This is a genomic window from Aquirufa sp. A-Brett2-15D (assembly GCF_054558735.1).
This window is the reverse complement of sequence record NZ_JBSKFT010000001.1, coordinates 136,120-161,512: the sequence shown is the minus strand read 5'-3', so window position 1 is coordinate 161,512 and position 25,393 is coordinate 136,120. Positions and strand designations below refer to the sequence as shown.

Below are 25,393 nucleotides of genomic sequence, written 5' to 3'. Positions count from 1 at the left end.
CAGTAGAATTAGGCGCAATGGCGCTTTAAAATAAAAAACATATTAGAATGGACTATAGATTTGAGGCGAGCCGGAAGGAAGTTTCCACCTTTACGAACCAAGAGCTCAGAGATAATTTCTTAATTGAGAAAATCTTTCAAGCAGATGAAATAAAATTAACGTACAGTATTTATGATCGCATGATCATCGGTGGTGCAATGCCGGTGTCAACGATCCTACATTTACCTAATCCAGAAAAATTAAAAGCTAATTTCTTCTTAGAAAGACGCGAATTAGGAATAATTAATGTAGGAGGTAAAGGAACCGTGACAGCCGATGGCGAGAAATTTACGATCGATAAATTAGGTGCAGTATATGTGGGCCGTGGGGCAAAAGAAGTGAGTTTCAGTTCTGAATCACCCGAAAGTCCAGCGCAATTCTATTTGTTGTCTTCTCCAGCACACGCAAATTATCCAAATGCAAAATTAGACCGCGAGCAAGTAAGCACGGTGGTTTTAGGTAGCTTAGAAACGTCGAATCACCGCGCGATTTATAAGTACATTCATAACGAAGGCATTCAGTCTTGCCAATTAGTCATGGGCTTGACGATTCTGGAACCAGGTTCTGTGTGGAATACGATGCCAGCACACGTCCATGATCGCCGAATGGAAGCCTATTTATATTTTGATGTAACTCCAGGACACGCCGTATTGCATTTAATGGGTGAAACCACGGAGACGAAGCATATTTGGGTGCATAATCACCAGGCGGTTATTTCACCGCCCTGGTCGATCCATAGTGGGTCGGGCACGAAGAGTTATTCCTTCATTTGGGGAATGGCGGGTGAAAATAAAGATTATACCGATATGGATTTTGCAGAAATTGCTGAACTACGTTAACATGAAAAAATTCCTTGTTCTTTTTTTGGTATTAAGCACCGCGGCTAGCGGCCAGCATTATTCCGAGCTGATGGCGAAGTCCATTATGCACACGCATAAAGATTCGATTACGGTAAAGCCTGGAAAACCAGCAGGATGGGATTATGAGCAGGGATTGGTTTTAAAGGCTTTGGAACAGGTCTACCAAAGAACCGGGGACGCCACCTATTTCCAATATATCAAAAAGAACATCGACAGCTTTGTAGATGAAAAAGGGAATATTCGTACGTATCATTTTGACGAATTCAATTCTGATAACCTGACGACGGGTCGAATGCTCTTGTATTTATACCAGGAATTAGGGGATGAACGCTATAAAAAAGCGGCTGATCTGTTAAGAAAGCAGGTAACTGAGCAGCCAAGAGATGCGGATGGGGGATTTTGGCATAAGAAAAGATATCCGAACCAAATGTGGTTAGACGGCTTATATATGCTGGAGCCATTCTACGCAGAATATGGCCAAATTACGAAAGAAGACAATTGGGCAGATATCATCAAACAGTTTCAATTGATGTATAAAGGCTCCATCGATGCGAAAACAGGTTTGTTATTTCACGCCTACGATCAGGCAAAAGCACAGCCATGGGCAGATAAGTCGAATGGACATTCCCCTAATTTTTGGGGTCGCTCGATGGGCTGGTATATGATGGCTTTAGTGGATGTATTAGATTATATGCCAAAGAATCATCCTTCCAGAGGCATTTTAATCCAACAATTAAACCAGTTATCAAGTGCGATAGCTAAGATCCAAGACACTACTTCGGGTGTTTGGTATCAATTACCTGGTTATCCTGGCAAAAAAGGCAACTATTTCGAGGCATCCGCCTCCAATATGTTCGTATACACTTTTGCGAAGGGAGTCAGAAAAGGCTATTTACCTGTTTCTTTTCGCAAAAATGCAGAGCGAGGTTATGCTGGAATTTTGAAAGAATTCATCACTAAAGACGCTGAAGGATATATCCATTTAGAGAAAACAGTCACTGTAGGTGGTTTAGGCGGTGTTCCTTACCGCGATGGTTCGTATGACTATTATTTAAGCGAGCCATTACGTACAGATGATTTAAAGGGGGTGGGTCCATTTATCCTAGCCTCTTTAGAGATGGAAATCGCCAAAGAATTATCAATCGGCGCTGGCAAAAAAGTCGTTTTAGATTATTTCTTTAACCACGAAACGAAAAATGGTAGTCGTTTCCATTATACGTGGGAAGACCGCAAAGATTCCGGTTTCAATCAATGGGGAATTCAATTTGAGCAATTGGGAGCTAGCTTAGATACCTTAGGCGCTTCTCCTACGCGGGAAAACCTGAAAGGTGCGTCTGTTTACATCATCGTAGATCCAGATAGCTATAAAGAAACTGCAAAGCCCAATTTCATGACGGCAAAAGCGGCAGATGAGATCGAGGCTTGGGTGAAATCAGGGGGTAATTTAATTTTGCTAGCGAATGACACGACGAACTGCGAGATACCTCAATTCAATATCTTGGCTAAACGTTTCGGTATTGAATTCGTAGCACCTAATTTAAACTTCGTTCAAGGACGTAATTGGGAGCAAGGAGCTGTTATGATTCCAGCCGGCAACGAAGTTTTTGACCCGATTAAAAAAGTCTATATCAAGGAAATTACGACGCTAAATTTAAGTGGAAGCGCGAAATCGTTAGTGAACCACCAGGGATATTCCGTGATGGCTACTGCAAAAGTGGGAAAAGGAAAAGTCTTTGCGCTAGGCGATCCTTGGTTGTATACTGAGTACACGAATAACCGCAGAACGCCGCTGGAATACGAAAACTTTTTAGCCGCGAAAAAGCTGGCCATTTACATGCTAAGGTAGCTTACGAGGAAAGCGAAAACCCGTCATTTTTTCCAAAGTTTCCAAAGGCACAGAATAGATTTGCCAGTTTTTATTCAACACGTGTTCATTCGGAAATAGTATACACCAAATTTTTTCTGGTGTATACACTACCTTCCAGCAGTAGGCAGGGACGATGACATTCGATGCCAAACGGTCTTTTGCCCCTATTCCACCTGAATATATCAGCAAGTTCATCCCTTTTTTGATTGCCAGTTTACGGCAATAGGCTTCTAACATTTTGAAAGGTCCCCGATTCAACTCCCGAGTCTGAGGAATCATATTCGACATCAAGAATGTCTCTTCATTTAGGTATTCCACCGAAGTTCGATCTTCTGAGTTGCATAAATGACCCCGATCATATCCGGAATGTGCGTAGTCCTTTTCATCAACAATTTTAAAACCGCGCGGAAAAGATTCATCTTGAATGAAACGATTCGAACGATCCTCCGGCCCTACATCACTTGCTCTTAGCGTCCATCCCACCCAATTCGCTCGACCCTCTACCCCATTATAGGACATCACATAACCCTTCTTGACCGAAAGATAATTCGTCTTAGAAGCAGTCGAGGCGCCCGAAATATTGGGCACCCCGACCGATAATAGAATGCTTAAAACAAGGTTTAAAAGCATTATCTAGCTCTTTTTTGTAAGTCCGGACGCGTAATGTTCATCATGCGACCCATCATTTTAGCACCTCGGTAAGAAACGATACGCAGTAGTTCAGCATCCTTAGGCACCGCTACTAAACCAGATGCCGCTGGGTAATGATTATCCGGATATGAGTTATCAAAACTGTAATGAATGTTTAAACCTGGAATTTCGTTTTTCAATTCAACAAATAATTCACCTTTCGCATTCTTAGTCACCTTTACGATGGCCTCAAACATCGATGGCGCATATTTCTTATCTGCGATATCAAATCGTGCGAAGTGATCTTCTACACGTCCTACAAAATCAACCCAGTTCTTGTTCTCATTAGGAGACCATAAAGCCTCAGAAATAGCTAGCGCACGTGGCCACATCATATATTGCAAATGACGGTAGTTGAACAATTGCTCCGACCACATATTGGCTTGGCCACCCTTCACTAATTTAGCATCCACTCCATCCGGAACTGGATTAAAAGCATAAGAGTCCGTTAAACGAACCGTTCTGTATACGGGTGGCTCTACAGCAGCATCCCCTTGCATTAAATCTACATACACATTATCGTTAGGGGTCATCACCACTTCGTGACCTAATTTTGCTGCTTCTACACCACCGGTAATTCCTCGCCAGGACATCACGGCTGTGCCTTTTGGCAATCCTCCTCCTTCTAAAATTTCATCCCAGCCTAACATCCGCTTACCTTTAGATGTAACAATCTTCTCTAAACGTTTCACAAAATACGCCTGAACCTCCTGCGAATTTTTCAATCCTTCGCGCGCTCTTAAGGCCAAAATCTCCGGATTCTTATCCCAATAGTTCTTCGGGCACTCATCGCCCCCCATGTGGATATAGTCGTAGGGAAACAAACTAGCGACCTCACCCATCACTTTGTCTAAGAACGTATACACATTCTCGTTCGCTGGACACAAGGTATTGTCTTGCAATGCCTCCGGGTGACCATGCGACCAATCGATGAAAGGCTCACCTGAAATAACTTCATATTTGTCCGCTCCGGGCGTACACGAAAGCTCCGGATAAGAGGCAACAGCAGCCATTGAATGGCCTGGAACATCGATTTCAGGCACAATATTCACAAAACGCTCTTGACCATATTTAACCAATTCTTTGATATCCTCTTGCGTGTAAAAGCCACCGTAGGTACGCGGCTCATTCGGTTCTGGTTTAGAGAAAGTGGTAAAACGACCTTCTTTCTTCACATTATAAGCACCTTTTTTTGTCAAATTAGGATAAGACTTAATCTCAATTCTCCATCCTTCGTCATCTGTTAAATGGAAGTGTAAAAGATTGTATTTGTATTCCACCATATCATCGATGAATTTTTTCACGTCTTCTTTAGAGAAGAAGTGACGAGCAACATCGAACATTTGGCCGCGCCATGCGAAACGTGGTGTATCTGTAATCTGAGCGTATGGAATACTCCATTTCAGATTGTTGACTACCGTTTTCGATTCGATTTCTTTAGGTAATAATTGATACAAAGTTTGTAGACCGTAGAACAAACCAGCTGACTTATTTGCCTGAATCAATACCCCTTTCGCGTTAACTTGAAGACTATAACCCTCAGCTCCTAACTTTGAATTCGGCGCTAATTGCATTTGGATAGTCGCGGCTCCCGTTGATTTAAAGGTAACAGAGCGACCTGTTGCTTTTTTTAGTTTACCTACCAAAGTCGCATATCCCACCTTCAATTGAGAATCCGATGGCCCTGAAATGGAAATAGAGGCCGGTAAAACAAATTTACCTGCTGGATAATTCGCCTCTGACGGGATAGGAATAATGGAGGGTTTTTGCGCTGACGAAACGAAACTTAAGGATAAACTCAAGCAAACGAATGCAATTAATTTCTTCATGATATAGGTTTTTGTATAGCGTTAAAGTTCCACCTAAATGCAGAATATTCCAAATGGTTTCGTATTTTTGAAATAAGAAGCATTATATACAAAACACAAAACCATGAATGAAACTGCCACGCTTGCTGCTCAGCAAGTGGAACTCACACACGCTATTGATACCGTTTGGGTGGCCTTATGTGCCGCTTTAATTTTCCAAATGGAAGGAGGCTTTGCCCTTTTAGAAGCTGGATTCGTCCGTTCTAAGAATGCGGTCAGCATTATTGCCAAAGTCATGATCGACATTATGTTTGGTGGAATTGCCTTTTATTTAGTCGGATTTGGAATTGCGTATGGTAAATCTAACGGCTACTGGGCTTTCGAAACAGGCATAATGGAAGGGGATTTAGGCCTAGGTCTGACCATTTCTAATTCCTTATTTTGGTTCCTTCAAATGGGCTTCGCCGTAGCAGCCATCTCCATTGTATCCGGTGGCGTAGCAGAACGGATGAAAATGTGGGCTTACGCCATTTATGTAGTCATATTCACTGCCATCATGTATCCATTAGCGGCAAACTGGGTTTGGAATCCAGACGGTTGGTTAGCCATTAGAGGATTTAATGATTTTGCTGGTTCTGCCGCGATTCACTCCATGGGAGGATTTGCCGCCTTAGCAGGTGCGATCGTTTTAGGACCCCGTTTAGGGAAATACAATGAAGATGGAACGGCTAATGCCATTCCAGGACATAATTTAACCTTATCGGCCGTGGGAGCTTTTATCCTGTGGTTCGGTTGGTTTGGTTTTAATCCAGGCTCTACTTTAGGTGCTGTAGGAAAATGGGATTTAATCGGAACTGTTGCCACGAACACCTTCCTAGCTTCAGCTGCTGGAGGTATTGCAACGATTTTATATACTTTTATCCGCTATAAGAAAGTGGATATTACGATGGTCATAAACGGTGTTTTAGCCGGTTTAGTGGCTATCACAGCTGGATGTAATGTAGTTTCAGCTGATTCAGCCTTGATTATTGGTTTCATCGCGGGTACCATCGTAGATATCGCCGTGGTAGTAGTAGACAGAATGAAAATAGATGATCCAGTGGGTGCGGTTGCGGTACATGGGGTGAATGGATTTTTTGGCACGATTGCGGTCGGTTTATTTTCCCAAAAGAATGGACTTTTCATCACCGGCGAATCAGCGCAATTTAGTATACAGCTGATAGGTGTGACAGTGATTAGTATTTATTCCTTTGTATTGACTTACTTGATTTTTAAGGCATTAAAAGCAACGATCGGAATTCGATTAAGTCACAAAGCAGAATCTGCCGGAATTGATGCCGTTGAGTTTGGAGTAGAAGCATACACCACTTTTGAATAATAGCTAAATAAGAACGATATGAAAAAGGTAGAAGCCATTGTAAAACCATCGAAATTAAAAGCTATTCAACAAGGCTTGATCGATGCTAATATCCCATGTATGACTGTAGTTCCCGTTCGCGGCGCTGGTTTACAACAAGGATATTCAGAAATATACCGCGGTACAGAAAAGTCGATGATTTTATTGCCAAAGGTGATGATCATCTGCGTCGTAAGCGATGAGAACCTCGAAAAATGCTTAGATGTCATCCTCGACAATGCCTCTGAAGGCAACGTGGGAGATGGCAAAATCTTCGTCTATGATGTGCAGGATGCGATCAGGATTCGGACTAGGACGAGGGGGATTGAGGCAATTCGATAATCTAAAAAAGGGCTTAGGCCTTTTTTTAGATTATCGAATTCAAATTGCAAAGTTCAAAGTTGGATTCGCCTTCGGCGATGATTCTTGAAATGATTAAAAAGAGTGATCTCGAGTTTAGGGTTATTTTAGTCTTGTAATGCACAAAATATGACGCAGGCCATTTTAGCATTACAAGACTAAAATAACCCTAAAGCGAGTGAACATTTCTTCCGAATACCACCCAATCGTCCGCGTCTTCTTAATCATGGGAGCATGCTCCTTACTTTTATAGGCGAATGAATCGAGGTTTTCTGACGAGTCCCAAAGACTCAAGGTGGCTTGTTCGATGAGGGGAAATTCGCCTACGCCTTTGGCAAATAATAAGCCGGCGCGATTTTCTAGGTATTTACTGGCATGAGATACATAAAACCAGAAGATGGGTGATTTATACCAAACGATACTGGCACGGGTCATCACTAAAAGTGGGCCGTTTCCGGGATCTTCCACGATGGAAAAAGGGTTAGATCCATTCCAAGTTCCGTGGCCTTTAATGGCAACGGCGTTCCAGCCTTTTGTAGCGGATGAACGAGCAGAAAGGCTTAACCAGCGCATGTTTGAGGCAAAAAAATGATCAGACGCTGCTTGGTTTTCGAATACACCGAGAAAGGCATAAGAGGAAAAATCAGGCCAAATGGAAAAACCGTTGCCGGCTCCTACGCCTAAATGTTTCGCGAATTGGAGGCCGTCTGATTGCCATTTTTGGACGAATGAGCGACCCATTTCAGCGAAGGCGAAACGTTTATTTTGAAATCCGTTAAAAGATAAAAATCGAATGGAAATGATTTGATCACTCATATTACCAAATTTAGTCGTTTATTTGAACAATTAAAGTGTTAGTAAGGTTTAAAAGAAATGAATAAAAAGGGATTTTATTTTAAGGAGTTTGAGGAGAAGAGCGTGTCCCCTTTTGATAAGCTTTTTGGGATTTTTAAGGAATTAATCACACATACGTCGGGGGATTTTGATGAGGCGATCGAATGGTTGCGCGAATTAGATAAGGAGTATGAGCTGACGGATGAGAATTATACGATTGAAAATTTTATTGAAGATTTAAAGGCGAAAGGCTATATCCGCGAGGAAATAGATGAGAATGGAGGTTCTGGGATGGGTATTACGGCCAAAACAGAGCGAGCAATTCGCCAGACCGCGCTAGAGAATATTTTCGGGAACTTAAACAAAAGTGGGTCTGGAAATCACAAAACCAAAGCATCAGGTCAGGGAGATGAGATGACGGGGGAATTTAGGTCCTACCATTTTGGCGATAGTTTAGAGAAAATTTCTCTCACAGAAAGTTTAAAAAATGCCCAAATCAATCACGGCATCGGTGAATTCGAACTAACTGAGGAGGACTTAGTGGTGGAAGATTCACAGTTCAAATCCCAGATGAGTACCGTGTTGATGATCGACATCAGCCACTCCATGATACTTTATGGAGAGGATCGTATTACGCCAGCGAAGAAGGTGGCGATGGCTTTGGCAGAACTCATAACAACCCGCTACCCAAAAGATACGATTGACATTCTGGTCTTCGGAAACGATGCCTGGAGCATTTCCATCAAGGATATTCCTTACTTGAAAGTGGGTCCCTACCACACGAATACGGTGGCTGGACTGCAATTAGCGATGGATATTCTGCGCAGAAAGCGAAATACCAACAAACAGATATTTATGATTACCGACGGAAAGCCGAGCTGCGTTCGGGAGAAAGACGGTACGTATTATATGAATAGCAATGGCCTAGATCCTTATGTGACCGAAAAATGTTACACTCAGGCGGCTCAAGCACGTAAATTACACATTCCCATTACCACGTTTATGATTGCACGGGATTCCTACCTGCAGCAATTTGTGGACAAATTTACCGAAGCGAACCAAGGAAAGGCCTTTTATACGGGCTTGAAAGGTTTAGGCGAAATGATTTTTCAAGATTACGAAACGAATAGAAAGAAAAGACTAAAATAAGATGATCAACAATTTAGGCGAATTAAAGGCCTCAGGCTATACAAGTAAATCGATTAAAGACGAATTAAGGGATAACTTAATCAAGCACATGGAGGCGGGAACGACCGTTTTCGAAGGCGTACACGGTTTTGAAAACTCCGTTATTCCTGAATTAGAGCGCGCGATCTTATCTCGCCACAATATCAATTTGTTGGGTTTACGTGGTCAGGCCAAAACACGTTTGGCTCGATTAATGATCAACCTACTAGACGAATACATTCCCTATGTGGCTGGATCGGAGATTAATGATGATCCTTTGGCTCCTATTTCCCGCTTCGCTATTGATTTAATCGCAGCTCAAGGAGATGCGACTCCGATTGCTTGGTTACACCGTTCCGATCGTTTTGCTGAGAAATTAGCGACACCGGATGTGACGGTGGCTGACTTAATCGGTGATGTTGATCCGATTAAGGCTGCTAATTTGAAATTATCCTATGCGGATGACCGTGTGATTCACTTTGGGATGATTCCGCGCGCGAACCGTTGCATCTTTGTGATCAATGAGATTCCTGATTTACAAGCACGTATTCAGGTAGCTTTATTTAATATTCTTCAAGAGGGTGATATCCAAATCCGTGGTTTCAAATTGCGTTTACCGCTAGATCTTCAATTCATCTTCACGGCAAACCCGGAAGATTACACAAACAGAGGAAGCATCGTGACGCCATTGAAGGACCGGATTGGATCCCAAATTTTGACCCATTACCCAGAAACCATTGCGATTGCACGCAAGATATCATCTCAAGAAGCACGTATTAATATTGCTCAATCTGATCGAGTTTATGTTCCGAATTTAGCCTACGATTTATTAGAACAAATCATTTTTGAGGCTAGAGAAAGTGAATATATCGATACCAAAAGTGGCGTCAGCGCTCGTATGAGTATTTCTATGCTGGAAAGTTTAGTTAGCACGGCAGAAAGACGTGCCTTATTAAATCGCGAGGCAAAAACGACGGTGCGCCTAGCAGACTTCATGGGAACCATCCCGGCTATCACGGGTAAAGTGGAGTTAGTGTATGAAGGCGAACAAGAAGGTGCGGCATTCGTTGCCGAGCAATTGATTGGCTCTGCTATCAAAACTTTCTTCCCTGGTCTTTTCCCTAAAATTGAAAAGCTTTCAAAGAAAATCGAAGAGAGTCCTTATGCCACTTTAATGGAAGCGGTTTATTCAGAAGGCGGGGTTGTATTGTATGATGAATGTAATGCAGCGGACTATGCTTCGACGTTAAATGATATCAAGCCTTTGAATGACTTGATTAAAAAATATCAGCCTGATTGCGCGAAAGAGGATACGCTATTTCTGAAGGAATTTGTGCTGTGGGCGTTGGCGGAGTATCAGAAACTGGGCAAAGAAAGATTAACTAACGGTTTTCAGTTCCGTGACCTGTTTTAGAAAAACTTGAACTATTTCGAAGTCCCATTTGAAAATGGTCTTCGTCATATTTTCTAAAATGGGACTTCAAATTAGTTCAAATCTAAAACAGATCATCGAACTAAATCTTTACTTTTTAATCTTTGTGCTTTATGCTTTGATCTTTGCAAATAATTTCTGCGAAGCAGAAATTATTTGCCGATACAAAACTTCCCAAAAATATTCTTCAGCAAATCATCATTCGATATCTGACCCGTAATTTCACCTAGATGATGAAGGGCATAGCGAAGGTCCTGAGCGATGAGATCGCCAGTTAAACCTATTTGTAAAGCTTTCAAGACTCCTTCAAGCGTTTCTTGCGTTTGTAATAGCTGCTGGTAATGGCGCAGATTCGTCACTAGGGTTCCATTCGTGTTCACTTGATCTAAACCGATCACGTTTAATAGAGCGGTTTCGAGGTAATTCAAGCCTTCCCGGTTCTTAGCAGAAATAGCAATCAAATCCGGGATGGCCGCTTGAAATGCAGACAAATCAGTAATCTGATCCACCTTATTCAACAACTTGATCACAGGAATATCTAAAGCTCCTAAAGCTTCCACCCCTGCCGCGAAACCTGCTGGCGTCTCAGAAGTGGCATCAGCCATATAAATCACCACTTTCGCCTTTTTCACCCACGCCTGTGTTCTCTCCACACCGAGTGCTTCGATGACATCCGTCGTCTCCCGCAATCCGGCCGTATCCACTAAGCGAAATTTAATCCCACCTAAAGTCCATTCATCCTCTAAGCTGTCGCGCGTCGTTCCAGCGATATCGGACACAATGGCTCTATCCTCGTTTAATAAGGCATTTAATAGCGTGGATTTCCCGGCATTGGGTTTACCCACAATAACGGTAGCCACGCCATTCTTTACTGCGTTACCCGTTCTGAAACTCGCCACTAAGGGACGAATATTCGTTAATAATTGATTCACCAGATCTTCTAAATCCTGGCGATTAGCAAATTCCACATCCTCCTCGCCGAAGTCTAATTCGAGTTCGATTAAGGAAGCGAAATGGATTAATTCTTCGCGTAAAGCGGCCAATTCTTTCGAGAAACCTCCGCGCAATTGGTGTAATGCGGCATTTTGAGCCGCTGCGGAGTCAGCGGCAATGACGTCAGCGACGGCTTCGGCTTGTGCTAGGTCAAAAGCTCCGTTTAGGAAAGCACGCTGGGTAAACTCGCCGGGGCGAGCGAAGCGAGCCCCTTGTTCTACAAACAATTGAAGGATACTCTCTTGGATGAAAGGGGATCCGTGGCAGGATATTTCGACCACGTTTTCCTTCGTATATGAACGAGGAGCAATGTATAAACTAGCGACCACTTCGTCATAGACACGCCCGGCTGACTCAATACGACCATAATGAATCGTGTGAGAAGCTTGGGTGGAAAGATCTTTGGGCTTAAATACTTCATTCACGATCTCGATCGCTCGATCTCCTGAAAGACGTATAACCCCGATCGCTCCTACCCCTGCGGGCGTCGCTAGGGCGACAATGGTATCGCTAAAATTCATGGGTTATAGTAAGTTCGTCAATTTCATAGCGACAGACATATCGCCAGAGATTTTCACTTTTCCTGTCATTACCGCCATCATGGAGTTTAATTCACCGTTTAAAATGGAAGTGAATGTCTCTTCTGTGGTAGAGATGGTGCAATCTGAATCTAAGTTCTCATTTGAAACGGATCCATCCGCTCCTACGACAATGATTCCGCTTGGAAAAGCAAATTTAAAGGACACGCCTTGACCGCCTTTTTGGGCAGCTAATGCAATAATACGATCGTTGATTTCTTGAAATGTCATGTTTTATAAATTAGAAGAGCAAAATTAAGTCATTTTCACCAAACTACACGTTTCGATGGCAAATTGAGGTAAAATCACAGTAAGTACACTGATCTAAATTCACCGTTTTCTCAAAAATTGTTTCAGTGGAGATCAATGCATTCACCCAAAAACCAACCAATTCTTCCGATTCCCGCAGGAAAGACGCGACGGATTCTCCCTCGGAGAATTCTAAAGGAGCTGAAATTAATTTATCCTGAAAATTTCGGAAGGAAATGATACCTGGCTGAATCAGTAATCTTTCTGAATCTAGACTCTGTAAACTTGGAATTCTTGCTTCTGGAGATTTTTGGAGCTCTTTAGCCACTAAAAATTTATACATCCACAACTGAAAAAGTTTAGCCTTCATTTCCTCCTCGCGAAGCGTCTCTCCTAAACTTTCACCCGCATCGACGTCCTTCTTGACTACTTTTCCTGTCTTATAATCGACAATTCGTAAGACCGAATCACCCTTGAGGTCTATTCGGTCGATCCGCCCTTTCATTCGTATAGGCCACATCTCTGAACCTACAGGTACAGAAACGAGCGTTTCCACTACTTCTTCTACGGCTAATAACTTAATGCGATCCTCATACCAAGTGGCTGATTCATCGAAATAAGAGCCTAAAAGGGTTTTGGCAACCTCCTGAAGCACATAATTAAATCCTTTCTCTACCTCAAAATTACCTTCACGCTCCTTGATTTTTTCCATGGCCTCAGCCAGCAAAGGGGTAATTAATTCTTTCTTTTTTGCAATCGAAAGCGAATCTTCCCACCCTCCTGTTGAAATCAATTGCTTATCTAGTAATTCCAAAACCTTGTGAACCCACGTACCAAAAACGTCCGCCCCCATCTCATCGTCCCGCTGCTTCTCCTGTTGGAGGTTCACGATTTGGGAGAAATAATATTTCAAGGAACAACTTGCAAACATCGCCACCGAAGAGGGCGATAATCCCCGCTTCTCTAACACAGCCTTGATTTGAGCAATTAATTCAGGCGTTTTTTCAATCCGTAATTCAGCTTCGCCATCCGCTACCGTATCCGAACTGAATTTCACTACTGGCTCTGTCAAAATCAAATGAGGGTTCTTTTTGGCCCAATCATACCGAATCTGACGTATAAAACGACTCACCTCCTTTGCCGAGGAATCATTCTGCACATAAACTAACATAGCCTCCTTAGGCCGCTGTAACAATCGGTAAAAGTGATAACTCGTCACGGCATCCGCCTGAGTGAAGGTAGGCAAAGAGAAGGCAGACATATTCGCAATATCCACCGGAATCAAACTTTCTCGCTTGCGCGTACCCGGCAGACTACCTTCATTCAAGGATAAAACGATCACTCGATCAAAATCCAAAGTCCTCGTTTCTAACAATCCCATCACATGAAGGGAGCGATTTTCAGCCCCTTCGAAGGTCATTTTCTGCTGTTGCAATAGCTGTTTACAGAGCGCATGACCACTTTTTACAGAAATAAATGGGTTCGTATTTGCAATCTCTTCTAACTTATCTAAAACGGTTAAAGCCTGCAATATGGCCTGAGATTCCGCATCCCAATCGTCCTTATCCGTCTTGTATAAGATATCAGTAAGCAAACGAATGAGCGTTTGCAGACACACCAGAAAACTAGATTGAGCCGAAATAAAGATATTTCCTCCCGCCGGAACTTGAGCTAAATACAAATCGGTCTCTTTCCAGGAAGGCAGCTTAATAGAGTGCATCAAAGGATGCTCTTTCAAAGACTTAACTAAGGCGACCGGATATCTCTCTAGAGGAACTAAAGCCCACCACATTTCTATCAAGGAAAATACCTGGGACTTCTTCAAAGAATACCCCATCGTGATATTCAATCGATCTTTGAACTCCCCTAAATAAGGCAACAGCGAATCTAACAAGCTCTCATCGCCTAAAACTAAGGCTACCTGTTCCAGATCACCATGTTCCGCTTGCCATGCCCTTATTTGTTCCAAAGCCACAAATATCTGTGCGGACGGATTCGCTAAACCGATAATCTCAACCTGTTTCGGTTTATCAATTAAATCACGCTCCATCCAATGAAAAGGACCACGGGATAAATAAGCAGGATTACCTGGATTAGAATAATCCCTAAGCCAATTTCCCGCCCGATGGTGCCTGTTTTTCAGGTAATATTCATCCACATCCCAAAGCGTCTGCGCCACATTCTCCCGTAATAGCAAACGAATGATCGTCTCCTCGGATTTGGACAACGCATTAAAACCGACAAAATAGATCTGCTTAAATCCAAGTGATTTACCGGCCTCTAAAAGTTCCACTAATTTCCGATAGGCAAGCCCCCGATAAGTCGTCCCCTTCGTTTCCAACCGACTTTTCAAGCGAATATAGACCTCTAAAAGCGAATCATATAACTTGAAATAGGCTTGTGTATTAGGAGTTATCCAGCCGTCCGCCTGATCCTGACCATATTCTTGCCCCCACCGTTCGATGGATTTTGCCTCCGAAAGAAAAGAAAACAAGGCTGCAGGGTCTACTAAATAGAGATCGAGGGTGTCGAAGTCCTTTAACATCATTTGGCCCCAAGTAATAAATCGATCAAAATCAATCTTAGGATCTACTTCCCTAAAACAGGCATACGCTTCGAATAATAAATCAATCGGATCTTCCAGAACGGAATCCGTCATCTGCAAAGCAAACTCCTCAATCGTAAAAAAAGAGGGGGATAGAAATGGTCTATCCCCTCTTATGGCTAATTCTTTTTTCAGGTACAGCATACCCCGTTGCGAGGGCATCACCACGGCTATGTCTTTCAACCCTTCCATGCCATAAGCTTGGAAGAGGTGATCAGCCGTTTTACCTAAAAATGTCTGCATTACAGATTTCCTTTTTTCATTTCTTTCACCGCAAAATCAACCGCACGCGCCGTGAAGGCCATATAGGTTAAGGATGGATTTTGTGTAGAAGTAGAAGTCATGCAAGCCCCGTCCGTCACGAAAACGTTCTTCACGTGGTGCAGTTGATTCCACTTATTTAAAAGGGAGGTCTTCGGATCTGAACCCATTCTCACTCCACCCATCTCGTGAATATCTAATCCTGCTGGGGCGTGCGTATCGCGGGTCTTGATGTTCTTAAAGCCTGCCTTTTCGTACATCTCGGTGAATTGATCGATAAAGTCTTTGACCATTAAATCATCGTTATTATCGTAGCTCACGTCCATGTGCAATAGGGGCATTCCCCAGGCATCCTTTTTAGTAGCGTCCAAAGTCACTTTATTACTTTCCTTCGGAATCGTCTCCCCCATCATGTGCGATCCAGCGTACCAGTTCGACCACTTAGGGTTTAATAAGGAATTCTTTAAGCTTTCACCTACCGAACTTTGGTCCGCATGTGTTCCTCTTCCACCACTCATTCCCGCCGCATAACCACGAAGGAAATTCGTTTCTTGCTTATACAGATTTCTAAAACGAGGAATATAACCTGAATTAGGTCGACCGCCGGATGTTTTAAAATCCAATAATCCTTCATAATCCGCAGATAAAGAAGCACGGTAATTATGGTGTGCTATGTGCGTTCCTAATAATCCACTGTCGTTTCCTAATCCATTCGGGAAACGAGCTGACTTCGAATTCAATAAAATCAAGTTGGTATTAATCGCTGCAGCAGTCACAAAAATGACCTTTGCGTAATATTCCACCATCTCTTTCGTATGCGCATCTACCACCCGAACTCCTACCGCCTTCTGTTTCTTCTCATCGTAAATGATCGAATGAACGACAGAATCAGTTCTTAAAGTCATATTACCGGTCTTCGCAGCCCAAGGTAAAGTAGAGGAATTGGCAGAGAAATAACCGCCATACGGACAACCTCTTTGGCATAAATTACGACCCAAACAAGTTCCACGTCCTTGCTGAATGTGAATATCACGAGGCTCCGTTAAGTGTGCACAACGACCAATAATCACATGGCGATCGGAATATAAACGCTTCATCTCTTTCTGGAAATGCTTCTCCACGCAAGTCAACTCCATCGGTGGCAAGAAATCGCCATCCGGCAAGGAATCTAAACCATCCTTATTTCCTGAAATTCCGGCAAAATGCTCCACATACGAATACCAAGGATCTATTTCCTTGTAGGTGATAGGCCAAGGCACCGCAAAACCATCGCGCGCAGGACCATCGAAATCAAGCTGAGACCAACGCTGGGTTTGGCGAGCCCACATAAGTGACTTACCCCCTGTTTGATATCCTCTAATCCAATCAAATGGTTTATCCTGTATATAAGGATGCTCCGCATCTTTCACAAAAAAGTGCTTCGCATCTTCTCTAAAGGCATAACATTTCGAAATAATGGGATTTTCAGCTATTTCCTCTTTCGTTAATTGTCCTCTGTGTTCAAATTCCCAAGGACTCATCAACGTAGTCGGATAATCTTCATTATGTGTCACTAGGCGCCCTCTTTCCAGCACCAAAGTCTTAATTCCTTTATCACAAAATTCTTTAGCAGCCCAGCCGCCCGCCATACCCGAGCCGATTACAATCGCTCCATACGTACGTTTTTCTGCGTTTTTCAAAATATTCATTCGTCGATTTATTTTTTTATAGGTTCACAGCCATTGAAAAATCCAGGTGCCATCACGTAGTTTTGGTGGTTCACCATCACGTATTCGGTGGTCATATAGCCTCGGATAGTCAGGCCTTTTAAGGTTGCCAAAGCTTTTTGTGCATCTGACCCCATTTTACCTTTTTCAATTTGGAAAAATAGGTGTTCTTTTTCTGACTCAGATACTTTTTCAATGGAAGGCAAAGCGGCTAAAGCTTTCACCAGGTTTTCAGACGTTTTAGGCTCATAACAATCCATCAACATGGTCTTCACAAAGGCAGGAACGCCTAAGGAAACGGCCCCCGGAATGCTGGATTCAGGAATAATTACTCCCATCCAATTGTTTAATAAAGCATCTTGATCAGCGCTCCATTGAATAATGGGTGCATCAGCTGCTTTTAGGTCAGTAAATACAACACTGCCTAAGGTAGCCAGTGCCATTCTTTTCACCCAATTTCGACGTGAAATCGTTTTCATAATTTATGTAGGTTTAATAATCCATTAATCAAATAACAACCAGCGAACTCCGTAACCAAAAGAACGTCCCATCGCTGGATGTAAATAAGCGGTATAATAATTCGAATTTAACAATCCTTGCGTAACATTTTGCATTTTAAAGAAAAGTCGAACACGGTTAATTCGCAAAGAAACATAGGCATCAGCCTGCACAAATGCAGGAATTTCGTAACGGTCTTGCAGGTGATATTGCTGTATAGTAGGCATATAGGCATCTGCATAATAAGTTGATTGATGTTGCAGATCTACACCAAACTGCATATACAATAATTTCTTATACTGTACATTCAGGGCAAGATTCGCATTCGCCACTAAATTAGGCATCCGAATCACATCGGGGCCCGTCTTCGTATTCGCTAAGACTACAGTAGACCATTCAAACTTACCGTGAGTCCCACCGGCATAAAATCCCGTTCTAAATACACCTATGGCGTCTGAAGCCTGCTTAGCATTCGACAGGGTATCAAAATAGGCATAATTTGCGATTCGCTGAATCGTCGCAGTAGGGCGGAAATACAGATTTTTATGCTTTAGGTTCAATGTCCCCGTTAATTCGTCAAAAAGGACATTATCAAACGATTGATTCCATCGAAAGGCCGAATTAAAAGTCCAGTTTGAAGCCACAGTTGGACTAACTGAAGTTCTGCTTGCTTTCACTTGAAATAAAGGCGAAATAAAGTTCGCTTGTAAGCGATAATCTGATCCTAGCAAGTATTCTCCGTCCGCCGTAAAATCAATTTTATCATTAAATTTCTGTTGTAGAAATAATCCGACATAATTTTCCAAGCGATTTCGCTGTAAGCCTGCTATAGGGTTATTTACATCCCAATAACGCTGTTTGAAATAGGTGCGGTAGGTGAAGCCTCTAAATATTCCCTTAAAACCTGTCTGATGGGCATAAGATTGCCATTGGTTTTCATTATAGAGCGAATCAGTGATAGTACTATAGTTTTTCAGGTAATAGCTCTTATCAAGGTTCGTCGCAAAATCCATGTCCCTAAATTTTGCCGTACGATTTTCTACGTCGATGCGTTGAAAAAACTGCAATCCCTTAAAGCCAATGAACTCGTGGTAAAAATGGAATTTAATAAAGGAATCATTTGACTGTGCCCCTGAATTAGCAAATAATGCCCCGTTATCCGTGTACTTCAGGGCTGAAGTCGGATCTAAACCATTCAACAATTGTATCCCCCCTTGATCCTGAATACCCATATCAAAATAATTCAAGTGGGATAATAGGCGGTAGCGATTATTGCGCGTTCTAAAATTCGTTTGAAGCAATACGCCCCACTGCTCCGTAAGAGTTTGATTACCTGTTTTGTATTTTTGATCTGTCAAAAACTTATCCGAAACCTGCCTCTGAATCTCAAAACCCATATTCCAAAGTGAATCAATATTTCGAGCAAAGGTAAAATTGAGTCGAGTTTGCTCCCCTGCTCCTAAGTAATACTCCACATCGGAATAAGGGGATTTTGTTTGGTAATATTTTACCTCATCTGCCGCGAAGGCATAAGGCATGTAGGCGTTATAGCCCATTTGCGAACCAATTTGGTCTGACTGACGAACAAACACATTTCGTACTGCCGTACCTTCATTCCCTAAATGAGCCGTTAAAAAACCCGATCTTTCTTGGAATAAATAGCGTTGAAAAAGGTGTAAACTTGTATCTACTGATTTTTTTGCTCCTCGGCCATTCAAAACATCTTCCTCGTTAAAATAAGACATGGTTTGAGGACCATAAATCATCTTAGTCGAATCATCTAAAGCCGCACGCCCTGATTTTCCATTCGCCACTGGCTTAGGTGCGTTAGGGTCAGTAGGCGCCATGGGATCTGGGAAAGTATTTGCATCTCTCGTTCTATTAGCCCTCCTATCCCCTCCAGAAGACTGCAAAGTCTGTGCAAAAACAGGCGAAAACCCGATGAACATGAAAAATAATAACAGCCTATATCTCACTCTACAAATTTAATTTTTTCTTAACCAGTCCCAAAACTGTTCTTCCTGATCGATGAAATACATTTCCATCGGTAAATAATATAAATGGTTCGCTAAATTAGGCATTGCACCTAAATGAGACTGAAACCGAACAAAATCCTTGTGCGTAGTCAGAAAACCTTGATCGCCTGACATGCTTTTGGCCTGTTGTTCAAATTCCATTAATTCTATTTCCGTATAATCATGGTGATCCTTATAAACCACCTCTTCTAGCACCTGACCTAAAAAGGCAGCAGCAAGAAAAAAGGGTTGAGGATCTGCAATACCTGCAAATAAACACCATTTCGTAGGCAAATGTTCCCGTGGACCCATCGGTTTTCCATAACGCACACTCGTATAGAATATCGGTTTCTCCTCTTTCGAATTCCGTAATACGCCTTGAGCAAAATTAGATTTCTGTTCCTTCGTTAAAATAGACGGACAACGCGTCACGATAACCGCATCAGCTCTTGAAATCCCTTTTGCTGATTCCCGTAAACGACCATGAGGTAGTAGCGAATCTGCGTAAAAGGGTTGCGAAAAAGTAGAGCAAACTAAATTTACCGCCCCTTTTATCGAACGGTGTTGAAAGGCATCATCTAAAATTAATACATCCACATCAGGCATCAAGTCAACTCCTTTAGCTCGTTTTTCACAAACAGCTACAGGAATCTCAGGAAATAACATTTTATAGGCCAAAGGTTCATCTCCCACCTCTTCCGCCGTCGATTGAACTTGCACGTCTACATAGCCCTTCGTTTTACGGCCATAACCACGGCTCAATATGCCTAATCGATCACTTCCACGCCAGTTTTGGACTACATAAGACACTAAAGGACTCTTCCCCGTACCACCGACCGCTAGGTTCCCCACTACGATAATCCGAGGGGCATCAAATGACCTAGAAGGCAAAATTCCCCAGTCATAGAGTTTATTCCGGACATAAGTAATTAGGCCAAAAAGCAAGGACGGAAGAAAGGTAATTAAGTGCTTCATATAATAACCTTAAAGCTAAAAATAATACGGGAGGGCACAAAATCGAATAGAAAATAATAAATTGCATCATGTCTAAAATTAGTCTCCGATTTCTTCCGCACGAACTCCTATTTCACTTCGAAGCTGGAACGTCCCGTGGCGTTTTAACTAAGAAGAAATCGTATTTCGTTGAGATTTCGGATGGCTCGCGTCACGGCATAGGTGAAGCTGGTCCATTATTTGGTCTAAGTCCAGAGTTTTCGGAAGATTGTTCTGCCGCTTTTGAGAAAGCTTTAGCGCCTTTTCAAGGTTTAACCATACCAACAGATATAACTGAATGGGTCTCTAAAATTCCGTTCGAACAACCGTCGTTTCGCTTTGCCCTAGAAACGGCTCTTCTTGATTATTCCGCCCCTTTTCAAAACGACTTTTCGAAGGGTCAGCAAAAAATCCCTATCAACGGCCTCATCTGGATGGGATCCGCCGAATTTATGCGCGAGCAAATCGAACAGAAATTACGGCAAGGTTATTCTTGTTTGAAATTAAAGATAGGCGCCATTGATTTTGAGACTGAACTATCACTTTTAAAAAGCATTCGATCCCGGTTTTCTGCAGATGAATTGACTTTGCGCGTAGATGCAAACGGTGCATTTTCTCCTGCTGAAGCACCTTTTAAACTAGAAAAATTAGCCGCTTTCGATCTTCATTCCATTGAACAGCCCATTAAATCTGGACAGCCCGGCGAAATGAGAAAACTTATTGCTCAGCAAATTCTTCCCATTGCTTTAGACGAGGAACTCATCGGGATGCAGGATAAATCGATCGCCTCGTTCATCGACCCCGATTATATCATCCTTAAGCCTAGCTTTTTAGGAGGTATTCAAGCAACACGTGATTGGATCGATTGGGCCTCTGAGGAAGGAAAGGAATGGTGGATTACGTCGGCTTTGGAATCCAACATAGGCTTACAAGCCATCGCCCAATTAACCGGGGATTATGATGTAAAAATACCACAGGGCTTAGGGACTGGGCAGTTGTATACAAATAATTTTGCCTCTGGTCTTTCGATTGAAAAAGGAAATATCAGTTTAGACCCAACATTTCTCAGGGAATCTCCTTTTCAGCCCCTATCTTTGTAAAAAATAAAAACAACTTATGAATACGATTGACGAGTCAATGATTGCCATCTTAGAAAAGCGTTTAGAATTGAGTAAGTTAAACTACTCTGATGAATCCTACGATGATGTAGAGGAGATGCTTCATGATTTAGAGGATGATTTCAATGAGAAATACGGCGATCAACTAGAGGACATCTTAGAGAAGGTTCATTTAAAACACTGTCCAGAATCAGATGTATTATTACCTACGGCCTATTTAGCGAAGAAATTCGTAGAGACGGCTGATGGAGAAATAGAAATAGGAAAGAAAGAAGGCGTTCAAGTAGAATGGGTAGAAGATCCCGATGCAAACGCCCGATTAGTTTTACTTCCCGCTCCCACGCGAGTGCTCTTAATGAGCCCGAAGGGAATCGAGATTGTTTGGGAAACAAAATAAACGTAAAAAGGGGCTCGCGAGCCCCTTTTTTTATATCCAGTCTATCCCTTTTTTCAGCAAATCAAAGGTCGCCTGACCTTCCGGAAATACCTTCGGATCATACATATATTCCCAAGCAGCCATAGGTGGCAAACTCATTAAAATCGATTCTGTTCGTCCGTTCGTCTCCAAACCAAATTTAGTTCCTCTGTCGTGCACTAAATTAAATTCCACATAGCGACCGCGGCGGATGTATTGAAATTCTTTTTCGGCCTGCGTGTATTCTTTCGACGCATTGATGCGCATCAAATGACTGTAAATAGGCTCGAATGATTCTCCAATGGCTTTGACAAACTCAAAAACCGTTTCTTTATCGCCTTTGATGTAATCAAAAAAGATACCACCAATTCCACGCGTCTCTTCGCGGTGCGGGCTATAAAAATAATCGTCTGCCCAAGTCTTATATTTAGGATAAAAAGCCGAATCAAAGCGGTCGCAAACCGCTTTTAATTGCTCATGGAACCATTTTGCCTGTTCTGGAATGATAATATGCGGAGTTAAATCGATGCCGCCACCAAACCAAAACTCCCCATTACTCAACTCAAAATAACGCACATTCATGTGAATGATGGGTACCCAAGGATTTTCTGGATGCATCACAATGGAAACCCCAGTCGCAAAGAATTCGACCTCTTCGGTGACATTCAAACTGGTGACCATCTTCGGATGCAAAGGACCTTCAACGGCTGAGAAATTAACTCCGGCCTTTTCTAAAATAGCACCATTAACTAAAACCCGCGTTCGTCCACCCCCACCTTCAGCCCGCGTCCACTTATCTTCTTTAAAGGATGCCACACCATCTGTCGCCGCAATTCCAGCACAAATAGTATCTTGTAATCCTTGAAAATAGGCGGCAATGTCGTGTTTATTCATTTTACTGAGGGGAACCCGTCGAATCCGACGCTGTTGCATTATCTTCTAATAAGGCATTCATGGAGTCTAATTCGGCATCTGATACTTGAAGTGAATCAGGTAAGGCATAAGATCCATTAGAACAATCAAATTCCTTTTTCACCACGCGTCTATCTAATTTCTCAAATGGTTCTGGACGGTATTGCGCTAACATTGGATCCTTTACTACTTTAATCATAAAGCGTTTAAAGATCGGAAGAGCCGTTTTAGATCCTTCACCTAAGGCACCTGTTCTAAAGTGAATCGATCGATCATCTCCACCTACCCAAACCCCCGAAATTAAATTATGTGACATCCCGATAAACCACCCATCTGAATGGTTTGAAGTGGTCCCTGTTTTACCAGCAAAAACACGCGCATAACGATTGTCTTTAGGCAATAAAATATCGCCTTCCCCATATAACAAGGAACTTCCAGTTCCACCTTCATGGACCACACCTTCCAGCATATAACGAACTAATTGCGCAGATTCCTTTCGAATCACTTGTTCCATGGTAGGATCAAAACGTTGCATTACTTTACCATTTTGATCTTGGATTTCCTGCACGAGCATAGGCTCCACATGCATTCCCTCATTCACAAAGGCAGAATAAGCACCAATCATCTCAAATAACGTGACATCAAAAGATCCTAAACCTATAGATGCTTTGGGTTTCAAGGGACTTTTAATTCCCATTTTTTGAGCATAATACATCACCGTATCTGCTCCTACTTCATTAGTTAATCGAGCAGTAACGGAATTAATACTTTGAGCCAAAGCGCGTTTAATCGGCATTTCTCTACCAGAAAAACTCCCATTTGCATTGCCAGGTCGCCACATTTCCATTTCACCCTTCTCATTTTCTACCTCTACTTGAAAAGGCTCATCTTTCATCATATAACACGGAGAAAGATCCTTGGGGCCATCGATAGCTGAGGTATAAACGAAGGGCTTAAAGGTCGATCCTGGCTGGCGGCGACCCTGTTTTACGTGGTCATATTTAAAATAGTTGAAATCCAATCCACCTACCCAAGCCTTGATATGGCCCGTGAACGGATCCATCGTCATCATACCCGCCTGCAAAAATTTCTTATAATACTGAATAGAATCATACGAGCTCATCGTGCGCTTTTCTTCGCCTAACGCATTTCTCGAATAAACCCACATATCCCGCTTCACATCCTTCATGTAGTGCTTTATCGAATCTGGACTAGTAGGAAAGCGAGAGGCTAAATACTTATAATATTCTGTTCGTTTAGCTACCGTATCAATGAATCCCACTATTTCTTGGCCATTTTCACCCACCCAAGGGTTTTGGTTAGCCCAATGATTATCAAATGCTTTTTGAGTCGAACGCATTCCTTCCTCTACCGATTCCTCCGCATAAATCTGCATTTTCGAATCGATGGTCGTTACGATTTTCAACCCATCTCGGTATAGATCAAGTTCAATTTCATTTTTCTCCGCCCATTCATTGAGGTATTTCGCTACCGCCACTTTGAAATAATTACCCGTTCCATCATAAGGGGATTCCTCGTTTTCGTGTAACTCAATCGGTAAAACAGCCAGAGAATCATAATCTACTTTTCGTAAGTATCCTGCCTTTACCATTTGGGCTAAAACCACGTTTCTACGTTTCCAGGCTTTATTTTCTGCCAAAGGTTTTCCAATATATCGTTTCGGATTATAGGTAGTAGTGGCCTTTTGTAATCCCACTAAAATCGCCGCTTCCTGAATATTCAAACTATCCGGGGACGTATTAAAATAGGCCTTCGAGGCAACCTTAATTCCATAGGCATTATTGCCATAATCGACCGTATTTAAATACCAAAGTATGATCTCATCTTTCGTATAAAAACGCTCTAATTTGATGGCTGTTACCCATTCTTTGGACTTATAAATCAATTTATTTAATCCAGGAATATAGCCTAAAAGGCCCGTCTTCACGAATCCCTTCTTCGTCCTTGTTTTGAATAAATTCTTCGCTAATTGTTGCGAAATAGTACTTCCACCCCCACGATCGCCTCCTTTAGCGATACCCACTATGACCCCAGCCCAAGCTTGAAAATCTATCCCTGTATGATCATAAAAACGCGCATCCTCTGTAGCCACTAGAGCCTTAACGAGGTAAGGAGAAATCTGATTAAAATCTCGGATAGGAGTTCTATTTTCCGCAAAAAACTTGCCTAAAAGCACGCCATCAGCAGAATATATCTCCGATGCCTGTGAAAGTTTCGGATTTTGCAAATCATCTACACTGGGCATTTCTCCTGTTAAAAAGAAGAAATTAGTCTCGATAACTACTAAATAAAGGAAAAGAAAAAGCGCGCTTTTAGCGAAAATCCGGTAACCACGAACAATAGGTTTATAGTATGGGGAAGTCTTATCTACTTTGGAATCATAATAGGTCTGTAATTTACGGCCCTGTGTCTGCGCAAATACTTGACCTAAAACCAGGTACCCTACACAAATACTGTATAAACGCTCGCCTAACACCTTCTTAGAACCGGCTAACAATAATAAGCCAACAGCGTCCGCTTTCGTTAAAACGATTGCTTTTACTTGAGCATATTTTTCTTTTATTTTAGCTAGCATA

Annotated in this window: 20 protein-coding genes; 8 read left to right on the top strand and 12 right to left on the bottom strand. The window is 42.3% G+C overall.

Annotated features, from left to right (window positions below; translation table 11 throughout):
• Window positions 1–47: 47 nt before the first annotated feature.
• Window positions 48–878 carry a 5-dehydro-4-deoxy-D-glucuronate isomerase gene (gene kduI / locus ACST14_RS00715; protein ID WP_459459566.1) on the top strand — a complete coding sequence of 277 codons (831 nt, stop codon included), beginning with the start codon at window positions 48–50 and terminating at the stop codon, window positions 876–878.
• A gap of 1 nt (window position 879) precedes the next feature.
• Window positions 880–2,745, top strand: a complete 1,866-nt coding sequence (locus ACST14_RS00710; RefSeq protein WP_459459564.1) for a glycoside hydrolase family 88 protein — start codon at window positions 880–882, stop codon at window positions 2,743–2,745.
• Here the strand turns inward: ACST14_RS00710 and ACST14_RS00705 are convergent.
• The gene (locus tag ACST14_RS00705) at window positions 2,737–3,396 is read right to left on the bottom strand and encodes a DNA/RNA non-specific endonuclease (protein ID WP_459459562.1); all 660 of its coding nucleotides are present in this window, start codon (window positions 3,394–3,396) and stop codon (window positions 2,737–2,739) included. The genes ACST14_RS00710 and ACST14_RS00705 overlap by 9 nt on opposite strands.
• A complete protein-coding gene (locus tag ACST14_RS00700) occupies window positions 3,396–5,285 on the bottom strand; it encodes a beta-N-acetylhexosaminidase (RefSeq protein ID WP_459459560.1) in 1,890 nt (629 codons plus the stop codon). Before ACST14_RS00700 ends, ACST14_RS00705 begins: the two co-directional genes overlap by 1 nt.
• A gap of 103 nt (window positions 5,286–5,388) precedes the next feature.
• On the opposite strand from ACST14_RS00700, the gene ACST14_RS00695 reads away from it, so the two are divergent.
• A complete protein-coding gene (locus ACST14_RS00695; RefSeq protein WP_459459558.1) occupies window positions 5,389–6,642 on the top strand; it encodes an ammonium transporter in 1,254 nt (417 codons plus the stop codon).
• Between the two features lie 18 nt (window positions 6,643–6,660).
• Window positions 6,661–7,002 (top strand): P-II family nitrogen regulator, encoded by a 342-nt coding sequence (locus ACST14_RS00690; protein ID WP_459459556.1) that lies wholly within the window; start codon window positions 6,661–6,663, stop codon window positions 7,000–7,002.
• Window positions 7,003–7,170: 168 nt separating this feature from the next.
• Here ACST14_RS00690 and ACST14_RS00685 read toward each other — a convergent pair whose 3' ends face one another.
• Entirely contained in the window at window positions 7,171–7,836 is a 666-nt protein-coding gene (locus ACST14_RS00685; RefSeq protein ID WP_459459554.1) for a spheroidene monooxygenase, read from the bottom strand.
• 57 nt (window positions 7,837–7,893) lie between these two features.
• On the opposite strand from ACST14_RS00685, the gene ACST14_RS00680 reads away from it, so the two are divergent.
• Window positions 7,894–9,003 carry a vWA domain-containing protein gene (locus ACST14_RS00680; RefSeq protein ID WP_459459552.1) on the top strand — a complete coding sequence of 370 codons (1,110 nt, stop codon included), beginning with the start codon at window positions 7,894–7,896 and terminating at the stop codon, window positions 9,001–9,003.
• A 1-nt stretch (window position 9,004) separates the two neighbouring features.
• Window positions 9,005–10,435, top strand: coding sequence for an AAA family ATPase (locus ACST14_RS00675; protein WP_459459550.1), 1,431 nt, complete (start codon window positions 9,005–9,007; stop codon window positions 10,433–10,435).
• A gap of 170 nt (window positions 10,436–10,605) precedes the next feature.
• Here the strand turns inward: ACST14_RS00675 and mnmE are convergent, their stop codons facing one another.
• The 7 genes from mnmE to lpxK are packed head-to-tail and all read right to left on the bottom strand — an operon-like array spanning window position 10,606 to window position 20,333.
• Window positions 10,606–11,967: a tRNA uridine-5-carboxymethylaminomethyl(34) synthesis GTPase MnmE gene (gene mnmE, locus ACST14_RS00670; RefSeq protein ID WP_459459548.1), complete on the bottom strand. Its 1,362-nt coding sequence runs from the start codon at window positions 11,965–11,967 to the stop codon at window positions 10,606–10,608.
• 3 nt (window positions 11,968–11,970) lie between these two features.
• A complete protein-coding gene (locus tag ACST14_RS00665; protein WP_459459546.1) occupies window positions 11,971–12,255 on the bottom strand; it encodes an SCP2 sterol-binding domain-containing protein in 285 nt (94 codons plus the stop codon).
• Window positions 12,256–12,298: 43 nt separating this feature from the next.
• Window positions 12,299–15,121: a PD-(D/E)XK nuclease family protein gene (locus ACST14_RS00660; protein WP_459459544.1), complete on the bottom strand. Its 2,823-nt coding sequence runs from the start codon at window positions 15,119–15,121 to the stop codon at window positions 12,299–12,301.
• On the bottom strand, window positions 15,121–16,827 hold the full coding sequence (locus ACST14_RS00655) for a GMC oxidoreductase (protein ID WP_459459542.1): 1,707 nt from the start codon (window positions 16,825–16,827) through the stop codon (window positions 15,121–15,123). Before ACST14_RS00655 ends, ACST14_RS00660 begins: the two co-directional genes overlap by 1 nt.
• A gap of 8 nt (window positions 16,828–16,835) precedes the next feature.
• A complete protein-coding gene (locus ACST14_RS00650) occupies window positions 16,836–17,324 on the bottom strand; it encodes a gluconate 2-dehydrogenase subunit 3 family protein (protein ID WP_459459541.1) in 489 nt (162 codons plus the stop codon).
• 24 nt (window positions 17,325–17,348) lie between these two features.
• Window positions 17,349–19,319 (bottom strand): putative porin, encoded by a 1,971-nt coding sequence (locus ACST14_RS00645; RefSeq protein WP_459459539.1) that lies wholly within the window; start codon window positions 19,317–19,319, stop codon window positions 17,349–17,351.
• Window positions 19,320–19,328: 9 nt separating this feature from the next.
• Window positions 19,329–20,333 (bottom strand): tetraacyldisaccharide 4'-kinase, encoded by a 1,005-nt coding sequence (gene lpxK / locus ACST14_RS00640; protein WP_459459537.1) that lies wholly within the window; start codon window positions 20,331–20,333, stop codon window positions 19,329–19,331.
• A 68-nt stretch (window positions 20,334–20,401) separates the two neighbouring features.
• Between lpxK and ACST14_RS00635 the strand changes: the two genes are divergently transcribed.
• Both ACST14_RS00635 and ACST14_RS00630 read left to right on the top strand, forming a co-directional pair.
• The gene (locus tag ACST14_RS00635) at window positions 20,402–21,451 is read left to right on the top strand and encodes an o-succinylbenzoate synthase (protein ID WP_459459535.1); all 1,050 of its coding nucleotides are present in this window, start codon (window positions 20,402–20,404) and stop codon (window positions 21,449–21,451) included.
• Between the two features lie 16 nt (window positions 21,452–21,467).
• A complete protein-coding gene (locus ACST14_RS00630; protein ID WP_459459533.1) occupies window positions 21,468–21,866 on the top strand; it encodes a hypothetical protein in 399 nt (132 codons plus the stop codon).
• Window positions 21,867–21,896: 30 nt separating this feature from the next.
• Here the strand turns inward: ACST14_RS00630 and hemF are convergent, their stop codons facing one another.
• Both hemF and ACST14_RS00620 read right to left on the bottom strand, forming a co-directional pair.
• Complete coding sequence (hemF, locus tag ACST14_RS00625; RefSeq protein ID WP_459459531.1) at window positions 21,897–22,778, bottom strand: oxygen-dependent coproporphyrinogen oxidase; 882 nt, start codon at window positions 22,776–22,778, stop codon at window positions 21,897–21,899.
• 1 nt (window position 22,779) lies between these two features.
• Window positions 22,780–25,392, bottom strand: a complete 2,613-nt coding sequence (locus tag ACST14_RS00620) for a transglycosylase domain-containing protein (protein ID WP_459459529.1) — start codon at window positions 25,390–25,392, stop codon at window positions 22,780–22,782.
• Between the last annotated feature and the right edge of the window lies 1 nt (window position 25,393).